An 11,764-nucleotide genomic window follows, 5' to 3' on the forward strand; every position below is an offset into this window, starting at 1 on the left:
TTTTCCTGTACTTCTTAATGAATCAATTAAGGCGTTATCAGTAAAAAAGTCAGGAAATTATGTTGACTGTACATTTGGAAGAGGTGGTCATTCCAAAAAGATTCTTTCATTGCTATCGACTGGAAAACTTACATCTTTTGATTTAGATCACGAATCAGAAAAATCAGCTGCTGAAATTAAAAATTCTAACTTCAATTTTTTCAGAGCGAATTTTTCTGAGGTTTCCAGTTTCTTTCAAAACTCATCTTTAGATGGTGCAATTATTGATTGCGGTGTTTCATCACCTCAAATTGATCAACCTGAAAGAGGTTTTAGCTTTCAAAAAGATGGACCACTAGATATGAGGTTTGGTGATTCAACCTCTAAAACATGTTATGACATTATTAACTTTTATTCAGAAAAAAACTTAGCAAAAATATTTAAACAATTTGGGGAGGAAAAGCAATCAAAAAAAATTGCAAAAGCAATATGCGTACAACGAGAGAAAAAGAAATTTGAGACAACAATGCAACTTGCAATTTTTATTAAGGAGATAAAAACAATAAAAGAAAAGAAAAATCCGGCTACAAAAGTTTTTCAGGCTTTAAGAATGGAGGTTAATTCTGAAATTGATAATCTTCACAAGTGTCTTATTTCACTAAAAAAACTTATGAAAAAAGGTGGAAAGATTATAGTTATTTCATTTCATTCTATTGAGGATAGGTTGGTCAAGAATTTATTTAAACACAAAGAAAAAATTCATGAAAAAAGTATCCCCATAAAAAATGACTCTTTACCTGAATTCAAAGTCAGTAAACTGATAGTTCCCTCAGATCAAGAAGTAGAAATGAATGTAAGGTCAAGAAGTGCTAGGATGAGGATAATTACAAAGCTATGAGTAAAAAAACAAGCATTTTTATTTTTCTATTATTCCTTTTTTCAGCACTAGCATTTTATAAAGTAAAGCTTGTTTATGACTACAAAAAAGACTTTGAACAACTATCAAAAATTGAAAGAAAAATATCGATACTTAAAGACCAAAATGCCAAACTTAAACTTGAAATATCTCTGATTGATTCCTCTCCATATATATATGAAAAGGCATTGAAAATGGGAATGATAGAACCACAAAAAATTAATAAGCTATGATTAAAATAAGATTAATTTTTGTTTTAATTTTTATTTTATTTATTTTGCCTTTTGTAAAATATTTCCAACTCAAAGGTCAAGAGGAAAGAATTCTTAAAGAGGGCATTTCAAGAGTTTATACTGAAAAAGAGTTTACTACCCCAAGAAGGAAAATACTTGACCGAAATTCAATTGAACTAGCCACCGATATTAGAAGAGATACATTTATTTTTTCATCTAATGCAGAAAAAGAAAAAATTATAGAATTCTCAAATAAGAATTCAATTGAAATTTTTTTAAATGCAAATAAAAGGATTTGGTTTCAAAATCCAATAAACAGTAGTTTCTATAATGATTCAAAAGAATATTGTGATTGTAAAATAATTAGAGAAGAGAAATATCGAAGATATTATCCATTTGGAAGTGTCACAAGCACTCTTATAGGCTTTGCTGGAACTGAAGGCGGTCTTGAAGGTATTGAGAGAATATTTAATAGCAGACTTCTAACAAAATCAGAAAAACGAAAACTTATTAAAGATGCAAGACAAAGAATTGTGATGGGCGATATAAATGATTTTATTGATAATGAAGAAAATTCGCTCACTTTAACTCTTGATATAAATCTGCAATACAAATTACAGGAAGAACTTGAGAAAGCAGTGGCTATGTCGGAATCTAATGCTGGAGCTGCAATTTTACTTGATTCCAGTAATGGAGATATTTTAGCTGTTGCTAATTTCCCTACCTATAATCCGAATGATCCTGAAAGAGAAATTGCAAAAAACATTGCTTTTAACCAATTCTATGAACCTGGTTCTTTAATGAAGCCAGTTACAATTGCCGGAGCAATCAAGTATGGGCATGTAAATTTTCAAACTTTAATTGATACTAATCCTGGAAGATTAGTTATACCTGGAAAAGTAATTACGGAGGCAGGGGGTAAGAATCACGGTGAAATTTCTTTAACAGAGGTAATTACTCTATCTTCACAAGTTGGAACAACGAAGGTTGGTCTACAATTTGACGATAGTCAAATTCTTGAAAATCTAGAGAACTTTGGTTTTGGAAAAAACTTTAACAACAATTTTACAGAGGGTTCAGGAAAAATTCTAATAAGAGAAAAATATAAACCAACTGAAAAGGCTGCAATTAGTTATGGTTATAGTGTTGAGGTGAATACACTTCAGCTAGCAAGAGCATATACTGTTTTTGCAAATGGAGGAGAAATGGTTGAGCCAAAAATACTTTTAGAGAAATCAGTTGCTAAGAAGCAAGTAATAACTCCAGAGAATGCAAAATTTATATTAGATGCGCTACGGACAGTTGTTACTCAAGGCACTGCACGAAGAATGAAAAATATTGATGTGGAAATTGTAGGTAAAACTGGTACAACAGAAAAATATATTCCTGGAGAGGGAAAGGGTTATACAGATGGTAAGTATGTATCAAGCTTTGCTGCAATTTTTCCTTATGAAAATCCAAAATATGTATTAGCTATCACATTTGATGAGCCAGATCCTAACAATTATTACGGTGGAACAATTTCAGCCCCACTTGTAAAGTCTTTTGTTAGTTATTTAAAAAGAACTAACTATTTATGAATCCTCTTAAAAATCTTCTCTTAAAAAACAAATCTTTTATTTCAAATACTTCTCAACTTGAAGATGGTGACACTTTTATATCTATTAATTCTGGCCACAAATTCCTAAGTAAAAATGATGAGAAAAAAGTTAAATACATTTTGTGTGACACAAGTGAAGCTGATAGTGAATGCTTTATTAAAATTCCGAGATTAAATGAAAATTTTATTAAGTGGGTAGATGAAATTTACAATATAAAACACAAAAAGTTTGAAAATTTTTTTGTTACTGGAACAAATGGCAAAACAAGCGCAGTTCATTTTTTGAGTGAAATTTTTAAAAAAAATGATGTTGCTTATGCTTCAATGGGTACTTTAGGTTCGTTTTTGGAGGAAAATGAAATCGAAGGCCAAAAATTGACAACTGAAAATCCACTATTCATTAGAAAATTTCTTAAAAAAGTTCAAAATCATACTAAGCATGTTTTTTTTGAAGCTTCTTCAATAGGCATTAATCAGAAAAGACTAGCTGGACTTGAAATCAAGCATGTTGGTTTCACAAGTTTTGCGGAGGATCATCTTGACTATCATAAAACCACTTATAATTATTTAAGTTCCAAACTTGAACTTTTGTCAAATAGAAGTCTAGAAACTTTGGCTTTCAATCTAGACATGAACATCTCAAAAGAAATTAAACAAAATGCAAATGCTAGAAGTATTTTTTCAATATCCTCATCAAATAAAAAAGCAGAAATTTATTACGAAATTTTAGATATCGATGAAAATGGTTGGATCAGATTTGATACTTTTACTCCATGGGGTCAATTCTCTTCCAATGTAAGATTATGGGTTGATTATAATGTTTTAAATTTGCTTATATCTCTACCTTACTATTACTACTGCTTCGGTGAGATAAAGTCTTTTTTTAGTAAAATCGAAAATATCCTCCTTCCTAATGGAAGGTTTGAAGTTTTGAATTTTAAAACAAAACACAAAAAAGTGATTATTGATTTTGCTCATACTCCTGAAGCAATGGAAAAACTTTTATCTCAACTATCAAAAAATTATAAAGAAAAAATTTATTTAGTTTTTGGATGTGGAGGCGATAGGGATAAAGGTAAAAGAACAATAATGGGGGCTATAGCAGAGAAATATGCAACAAAAATATTTTTAACTTCTGATAATTCTAGAAGTGAATCTCCAGATGAAATAATTGATATGATTGCAGCAGGCATTAAAGATAAATTAAAAATACAAGTTAATATAGATCGAGAAAAGGCTATTCAACTAGCTATAAATTCTATGAGTCAAGATAATGTTCTTGTTGTTGCGGGGAGAGGGCATGAAAATTTTCAAATTGAGCAAGGTAATAGGTTAAAATTTTCTGATCGTGAGATTGTAAAGAAATGTTTAGCGTAAAAGGTTTAAATTCACTCAAAGACGTTTCAAAGTTTTTAGATGGACAAATGTTTGTAGGTGATCATGAGATCAATGGAATAAGTTTTGATTCCAGACATATTAAAAAAAATGAATTATTCATTCCATTAAAGGGCGATAATTTTGATGGCAACAACTATATAGATGAAGTTGTAAGTAAAGGTGGTTTTGCTCTGTCTGACAGGAAGGAAAAGAAATGTTCAATCTTAGTTGAGAATGTATATGAGTCTCTCCTAAAGCTTGCTCAAAAAAATCTTGAAGAAATTCGACCAAAAATAGTATTTATAACTGGAAGTCACGGGAAAACTACCATTAAAGATATGCTTAAATTTTCATTAGGAGAAAAATGCCATGCGAGTAAAGAAAATCAAAATAACCAATTTGGCATACCATTTACAATCTTACAAATGCCTCACACTTCAGAGATAATTATCGTTGAATGTGGTGCAAGAAAAGAGGGCGATTTTGATGAAATCGCAAAATACCTTTTTTGTGATGTATTCGTTTTAACAGATATTACTCACAATCATATAGAAACTTTTAAATCTATTGAAAATATTGAATCAACAAAATTGAAATTACTTAAAACATTAGTAAAAAAAGAAAATTTTATCGATGGAAGAGAAATTGAACAACAAAACTATTTACAAAAGAATCTGCTAATAAGTAAAAAAGTTTTAGAAATACTCGAATTAAAAGAATCAGGTGAGCTATATGAATTTATTCCCTCAAAAGGTAGAGGGAACAGAGAGAAATTTAAAAATGCGGAGATAATTGATCACTCCTATAATGCTAATCCAAAAGCTATAATTGAAACTGCAAAATTAGAAAACCCAAATAAAACAGTTTTGATTCTTGGTGATATGGCAGAACTTGGCAAAGATGAATTAAAAATTCATTGTGATCTTTTAAATAAACTTGAGGGTTATGAGATATTTGTTACTGGAAAAATTTTTTATGAATGTTTTAAAACTCAAAAAAGAGATAAGTTATATTTCTTTGAAAATGAAAATGATTTCCCAAGAAAAATTCTCTCTACTAAGCTTGATGAGGGAATAAATCTCTATTTTAAAGGTTCTAGGTCAAGCAAAATGGAAAGATATATTGATATAATAAAAAATGCTTGATTTCTTTATAAGTTATTTGCCTGAGAAGTCCTCTTTTTTAAATCTTTTTTCTTATCTTTCTACAAGAACAATTCTATCTACTTTATCAGCCCTCATGATAGTTCTTTTTTTTGGAGATAAATTTATAGAATTCATAAGGTCTATTCAATTTAAGCAAAAAATTGATGACAGAGGGCCCAAAAGTCATAAAGTTAAAGATGGAACTCCTACGATGGGTGGGCTGCTAATAATTGGTAGTGTTCTTTTGTCAGGGCTTTTATGGGGAGATTTACAAAATAAATATCTTCTAATCTCACTCTTTACAATATTCTCTTTTGGATTGATTGGTTTTTTCGATGATTACAGAAAAGTCAAAAGCTTGGACTCAAAAGGTCTTTCTATGGTGACGAAAATCTTCTTTCAAGTAGTTTTTGCTTTCATTGCATCATCTTTACTTTACTACAGTGCAAATAGCACCGCAGAAACGAACTATATTGTTCCATTCTTTAAGACTGTCTCCCTTGATTTAGGCATTTTTTTTATTTTTATTTCGGTTTTTATACTAGTTGGAAGCTCAAATGCAGTAAACCTTACCGATGGATTAGATGGACTTGCAATTTTACCTGTAATAATAGTTACTGCTGCTTTGGGTTTTATAGCATGGTCTGCAGGAAATTTAATAGCTTCTGAATATTTATACATACCATATATAGAGGGAACAGGAGAGCTACTGGTTCTTTGTGGGGCCATGATTGGAGCGGGAATTGGTTTTTTGTGGTTCAACACATATCCAGCCCAAATTTTTATGGGCGATATAGGTTCACTCTCTATGGGCTCGTTTATCGCTTTAATAGCAATTATCGTTAGGCATGAAATAGTATTTGCAGTAATGGCAATGATTTTCATTATTGAAGCAATGAGCGTCATTCTACAGGTAGCATCATTTCGCTTAAGGAGAAAAAGAATTTTTAAAATGGCTCCATTACATCATCATTTTGAATTAATAGGATGGAAAGAACCAAAAATTATCGTACGTTTCTGGATAATAACTTTTATTTTTGTCTTGATAGGACTATCTCTTTTAAAGATTAGATGAAAAAATCATTGATTCTAGGTTATGGCATCACCGGAAAATCTTTTGCAAATTATCTATCTAAAAAAAAATTAAATTTTGAAATTTATGATAAAAACCTTGAAGGAAAAAACTTCATAGCATTTCCAGAATATAAATATTTAAAAAAATATGAAAATATTTATATATCTCCTGGCTTCAAATTAAAAGAATATCTTTCAGAGACAGAGATAAGCAGTTTAAAGTTTCAAACTGATTTAGATATATTTTTTAAGCATAATAATTCATATAAGATTGGTGTTACGGGAACAAACGGTAAAAGTTCATTTGCTTATTATTTAGAGCAAATTTTAAATCAAGTCTCTAGTGGAATCATTGTTGGAAATTTTGGGAATCCTGTCTTAGACTTCCTTCATCATAAAAAAAAATACTCAATAATTGAGCTTTCAAGCTTCCAGCTCGAAAAACTGAATAAATCATTGCTAGACTTGTCAGTAGTTACAAATATTTCTCCAGATCATCTTGATTTTCACGGTAATTTCGAAAATTACAAAAAAGCAAAGCTTAAAATTTGTAACAACAGAGCAAAAACTTTTTTTGCAAATACTAATATGAGCCTTAAAGATTTTGCCTTTGAAATCGCATCAAGTTTAGAAAAAATAGATTCTGATACTTCCAGACCTCTAAATGATCTTCCACACAGACTTGAAGAGGTTATTCCAGGAATAATTAATGATTCAAAATCAACTAATTCAGCTTCTCTGCTATATGCAATAAAGAAATTAAATTTTGATGGGAATTTAATAATTTGTGGTGATCCTAGAAAAGAGCCAAAATCCTATGAAGTTTATGGACCTCAGCAAGTCTATATTTTTGGTATGCATAGAAATGAGCTCATGGAAAAAGTTAAAAGCAGAAGAAGTAATATCAAAACTTTTTCAAATTTAGATTTAGTTTTACAAGATATAAAGAAAGCAGATTCAAAGCCAAACATTCTTTTTTCACCTGGCAACTCAAGTGGTAAGGATTTCAAAAATTTTGAAGATAGAGGTAATTTCTTCAAAGATAAAGTATTAGAATATTTTAGTGATTGAAAAGCACACTTTTTTTGATAAGTATTTAATTGTTCCAATTATTATTCTTACACTGATAAGTCTTGTCTTCATTTTTTCATCCTCGGCTCCTTATGCAGGCGAAAAATATCTTGATCCATATTATTTCTTTGAGAGACAAATAATCGCTTTATCAATAGGAATTTTGATAAGCTCTTTTGTTCTCTTTATTCCAATATCCTTTTATAGAGAAAATGGTGCTATTTTTATTCTTCTATCATTACTTCTGCTTGTTTTAGTATTAATTCCCTCAGTGGGTACAGAAGTAAATGGAAGTAGAAGATGGTTGAGAATTGTTTCGTTTAATCTGCAACCCTCAGAGGTTGCAAAAGTTCTTGTGCCCTTATATTTATGCGGATATTCCCTCCGAAGAAAAAGGCAACTCGAGACATCCTGGTGGGGATTTTCCAAACCTCTAGTTCTAATTTTGATTTTTTGTATTCTTTTATTTCTTGAACCTGACTACGGAGCAACAATAGTTTTATTTTCTGTAGGGATGGTTGTTTTATTTTGCGGTGGAGCAAAAATTTCACAGCTTGGAATATTATTAGTTTCATTCTTTGTCTTGATGTCAATTTTAATTTATTTCAATGAAGAGAGATTTAGCAGATTGATAAGTTTCACAGATCCTTTTGATGATATTGAGAGAACTGACTATCAGCTGCTAATGGCATTGATTGCAATTATAAACGGAAATTGGTTTGGCTTGGGTATCGGTGAAAGTACTCAAAAGTACTTTTTTTTACCTGAAGCACATACTGATTTTATTTTTTCAATATATGTCGAGGAAACAGGATTTGCTGGAATATTAATATTATTTACCTGTTATTTAACTATGCTTTACAGAATATATAGGCTTGCGTATATCTCATACAAAAAAAATTATACCTTTAACAGTTTCATAATAATTTCATTTGGGTTTTTATTTTTTGTGCAAACACTTGCAAATATATTTGTTAATGTAGGATTAATTCCTACTAAAGGATTACCCCTTCCTTTTATAAGCTACGGAGGATCAAGTATCATTATGAACTTTATATTTCTTTCTATCGCAATGAGAGCGAGCTGGGAATTTAGGAATGGTATAAAATGAAAATTGCAATCTTTGCTGCTGGAACAGGCGGTCATATTTACCCAGCATTAACAATTGCAAAAGAATTTAATAAAAAAGATATTATTTTTTTCGCATCATCCAGAAAACTTGAAAAAAAAATATTTAGAGATTCAAAATTTAAGACTATTCACCTAAAAATCGATGGTTTTAGGGGTAAAAATTTATTCAAAAAATTGTTGTGGCCTTTTAGTTTTTTTTTAAATTTATTCGATTTCCTTAAAAACTTCATTGAATTTAAGCCTGATAAAATTCTTGTTATGGGTGGATACATATCAATTTTTGGTGTTCTTGCCGCTCTGATATTTAGAAAAAAAATATATATACATGAACAAAATTCAGTAATCGGCACATTAAATAAATTTGCTAAAAATTTTAGTCACAAATTCTTTTCCAGTTTTCAGAATATTACGAGTAATGAAATTTACACTGGCAATCCAATTAGAAATAAAATTACAACTAAAGGTTATGAATTAAATAAAGAAAAGAAATCTATCCTTGTGCTTGGTGGCAGTCAAGGCGCAAATTTTTTTAATGAAAAATTAATGAAGGTTTTGGAGAAGGCTAATTTTTCAGAAGAAATTATTATCCAAACAGGTAGAAAAAAAGCTATTAATTCTTTAAGCAATATTAAGCAGGTTGAATATATTGATGAAATAGAAGATGTCTTTGCACAAACAAAATTTGTTATTTGTAGAAGTGGCGCATCTACTGTTGCTGAACTTCAAACATATGCTATGCCAGCTATTTTTATACCTATTCCTAATTCAATTGATGATCATCAGACAGTTAATGCAAAAAATGCATGTAAAAATGGTGGCGGAATATATCTAAGCGAAAAAAGTTTTTCTGAAGATTTATTTCTTAAAGAAATAACTTCCTTTTATAATTCTGACCTGAATAAAAGAAGTAAAAATATGTTCAATGATATACATAAAGATGCAGCTTCAAGGATAGCAAATGAAATTAAGCAAAATTAAATATATTCATTTGATTGGAATTGGAGGAGTAGGCATGGTAGGAATTGCAGAACTTCTTCTGAATCAAGGGTATAAAATTTCTGGAAGTGACCTGTCAGAGAGTAAAAATACTCTTAGGTTAAAAAAATTAGGAGCTACTGTAAAAATTGGTCATACCAAAGATAATATTAAAAAAGCTGATGTAGTAGTGTTTTCTTCGGCAGTTAATAAAACAAACCCTGAAATAATGGAAGCCAAAAAACAAGGCATTACTTTAATACCAAGAGCTGAGATGTTAGCTAGCATTATGCGTGGTTTTCAAAGTATTGCCGTTGCAGGATCTCATGGAAAAACAACAACAACCAGTTTAATTGCTCATATTTTTACCGAGGCTGAACTTGATCCGACATATATTATTGGGGGCAGAATTTTAGGAATGGAAGATAAAAGTATTTTGGGTTCTAGTGACTATATTGTCGTCGAAGCAGATGAAAGTGACGCATCATTTTTACATCTAAATCCAGAGATATCAGTGTTAACAAATATTGATAATGATCATCTAGATTTTTATGAAAATAATCCAAAGAAAATAAGTGATACCTTTTTAAAGTTTCTCGAAAAACTACCATTTTTTGGTGTGGGGATTATTTGCACTGATGATCCAAAGTCAAAAAAACTTTATCAAAAACTTTCTAGAAGAAAAATATCATTTGGATTTGAACGAACTTCAGATTTTTCTATAAAAAATTATAAACAAACTAAATCTCATCAAGAATTTATATTGAAAGATAACATTAAGAAGTTTGAGTTTGATATAAAACTTAAAATTCCTGGTAAACATAATGCTCTAAATGCTACTGCTGCTTTTATTGTCGCTCAACAAGCAGGAATACAAACCAGTGTCATTAAGAATTCTTTAAAAAATTTTTCTGGTGTTTCTAGAAGATTTGAAGAAAAAGGTACTGTACAAATAAATGGGAAAGAGGTGTTAGTAGTTGATGATTATGGACATCATCCCACAGAAATAAAATCTACAATTCAAGCAGCCAAGTCAAAATATAAAGGCAAGCCAATAAATATGATTTTCCAACCTCATCGCTATTCTCGGTCATCAATATTGTTCAAGGAATTTATATCAGTACTTTCAGATACTGATTCTGTACAGTTAATGGATATTTACTCTGCAGGAGAAGCAAATACGTCGGGCATTTCTAGTTACGACTTTGTAGACTCTTTATTAAGAAAGAATATTGATGCTAAATATGCAAAAAATCTAAATCAAATAAGAAAGAACTTAAATGAAAGTATTAAAAAAGACAGTATTCTCATTATTCAGGGAGCTGGTAATGTTTCAGATATAACAGCATCTCTCATGGCTATTGAAAAAAAATGAAAAGAGTTGAAATTATTTATGGCGGAGCATCTAATGAAAAAGAAATTTCGTATCTTACAGCTAAATCAATTTATGAGCACATTGATACCGATTTATATAATCCAGGATTAACTGATTTATCTAAATTTGATCCAGATAATTTTGATAATGAAACTATTTTTTTTATAGCTGTGCATGGAGAAGGTGGTGAAGATGGAAAAATTCAGACACTACTAGAAAATAAAAAAAGAAAATTTACAGGATCTAGTTCAGAATCATGTATTTTAACCTGGGATAAAGTTGCAACAAAAAGAGCACTAATAGCAAATGACATCCTTACTCCTCAATTTAAATCTATAAAAAATAATGAACATTTTGATTTCAATGACAGCTTTTTTGCAGAGAATGAACACTATTTTGTAAAGCCAAATTTTAACGGTTCTAGCTACGGCATTTCAAAAGTTTCAGATAAAAAATTCAATGAGGCTTTAAAGGAAGCCAAAAATTACTCTACTGAAGTGATTATTGAAAAGAGTTTTAATGGACCTGAATACACAGTTGCTTTGTTGAAAGGGAAGCCTTTGACGCCATTGCAAATATTACATGACCCAATTAGAGGATTCTATGATTACGAGGCAAAATATAATTCACAAAATACTCTTAAAATAAAAATCGAAGACAAAAGTATCGTAAAACGATTGAAAGAAATTTCTGAAAAAGTTTTTGACTGTTTAAATTGCAAAACATGGGCAAGAGTAGATTTTGTTTCTGAAGGAGAAAAATTAGCTGTAATAGAAATTAACTCCGTACCAGGATTTACGGCTAAAAGTCTTTTTCCTTTGGCGGCAAAATATTCAGGTATAGAATATAAAGAACTTATAAGCTTGATCATTGAAGATTGTTAAATAT

11 protein-coding genes are annotated in these 11,764 nt (G+C 30.1%); all 11 read left to right on the forward strand.

The window, feature by feature from the left end:
* The first annotated feature begins 25 nt into the window (after positions 1-25).
* From rsmH to M9B42_01685, 11 genes are read left to right on the forward strand one after another with little or no spacing between them, the layout of a single operon-like run.
* Positions 26-877: a 16S rRNA (cytosine(1402)-N(4))-methyltransferase RsmH gene (gene rsmH / locus M9B42_01635; protein ID URQ64786.1), complete on the forward strand. Its 852-nt coding sequence runs from the start codon at positions 26-28 to the stop codon at positions 875-877.
* Entirely contained in the window at positions 874-1,128 is a 255-nt protein-coding gene (locus tag M9B42_01640; protein ID URQ64545.1) for a hypothetical protein, read from the forward strand. Before rsmH ends, M9B42_01640 begins: the two co-directional genes overlap by 4 nt.
* Positions 1,125-2,708 carry a penicillin-binding protein 2 gene (locus M9B42_01645; protein URQ64546.1) on the forward strand — a complete coding sequence of 528 codons (1,584 nt, stop codon included), beginning with the start codon at positions 1,125-1,127 and terminating at the stop codon, positions 2,706-2,708. The genes M9B42_01640 and M9B42_01645 overlap by 4 nt, the downstream gene beginning before the upstream one ends.
* Positions 2,705-4,105 (forward strand): UDP-N-acetylmuramyl-tripeptide synthetase, encoded by a 1,401-nt coding sequence (murE, locus tag M9B42_01650; GenBank protein ID URQ64547.1) that lies wholly within the window; start codon positions 2,705-2,707, stop codon positions 4,103-4,105. Before M9B42_01645 ends, murE begins: the two co-directional genes overlap by 4 nt.
* Positions 4,093-5,250 (forward strand): UDP-N-acetylmuramoyl-tripeptide--D-alanyl-D-alanine ligase, encoded by a 1,158-nt coding sequence (locus M9B42_01655; protein ID URQ64548.1) that lies wholly within the window; start codon positions 4,093-4,095, stop codon positions 5,248-5,250. The genes murE and M9B42_01655 overlap by 13 nt, the downstream gene beginning before the upstream one ends.
* Positions 5,243-6,325 carry a phospho-N-acetylmuramoyl-pentapeptide-transferase gene (gene mraY / locus M9B42_01660; GenBank protein URQ64549.1) on the forward strand — a complete coding sequence of 361 codons (1,083 nt, stop codon included), beginning with the start codon at positions 5,243-5,245 and terminating at the stop codon, positions 6,323-6,325. The genes M9B42_01655 and mraY overlap by 8 nt, the downstream gene beginning before the upstream one ends.
* On the forward strand, positions 6,322-7,395 hold the full coding sequence (locus M9B42_01665) for a Mur ligase family protein (GenBank protein URQ64550.1): 1,074 nt from the start codon (positions 6,322-6,324) through the stop codon (positions 7,393-7,395). The genes mraY and M9B42_01665 overlap by 4 nt, the downstream gene beginning before the upstream one ends.
* Positions 7,388-8,506, forward strand: coding sequence for a putative lipid II flippase FtsW (gene ftsW / locus M9B42_01670; protein URQ64551.1), 1,119 nt, complete (start codon positions 7,388-7,390; stop codon positions 8,504-8,506). Before M9B42_01665 ends, ftsW begins: the two co-directional genes overlap by 8 nt.
* Positions 8,503-9,504 carry a UDP-N-acetylglucosamine--N-acetylmuramyl-(pentapeptide) pyrophosphoryl-undecaprenol N-acetylglucosamine transferase gene (locus tag M9B42_01675; protein URQ64552.1) on the forward strand — a complete coding sequence of 334 codons (1,002 nt, stop codon included), beginning with the start codon at positions 8,503-8,505 and terminating at the stop codon, positions 9,502-9,504. The genes ftsW and M9B42_01675 overlap by 4 nt, the downstream gene beginning before the upstream one ends.
* Positions 9,485-10,876 carry a UDP-N-acetylmuramate--L-alanine ligase gene (gene murC / locus M9B42_01680; protein URQ64553.1) on the forward strand — a complete coding sequence of 464 codons (1,392 nt, stop codon included), beginning with the start codon at positions 9,485-9,487 and terminating at the stop codon, positions 10,874-10,876. Before M9B42_01675 ends, murC begins: the two co-directional genes overlap by 20 nt.
* Positions 10,873-11,760, forward strand: coding sequence for an ATP-grasp domain-containing protein (locus M9B42_01685; protein URQ64554.1), 888 nt, complete (start codon positions 10,873-10,875; stop codon positions 11,758-11,760). The genes murC and M9B42_01685 overlap by 4 nt, the downstream gene beginning before the upstream one ends.
* The last annotated feature ends 4 nt before the right edge of the window (positions 11,761-11,764 follow it).

It is taken from the genome of SAR86 cluster bacterium (genome assembly GCA_023703535.1).
Lineage (GTDB): Bacteria > Pseudomonadota > Gammaproteobacteria > Magnimaribacterales > TMED112 > TMED112.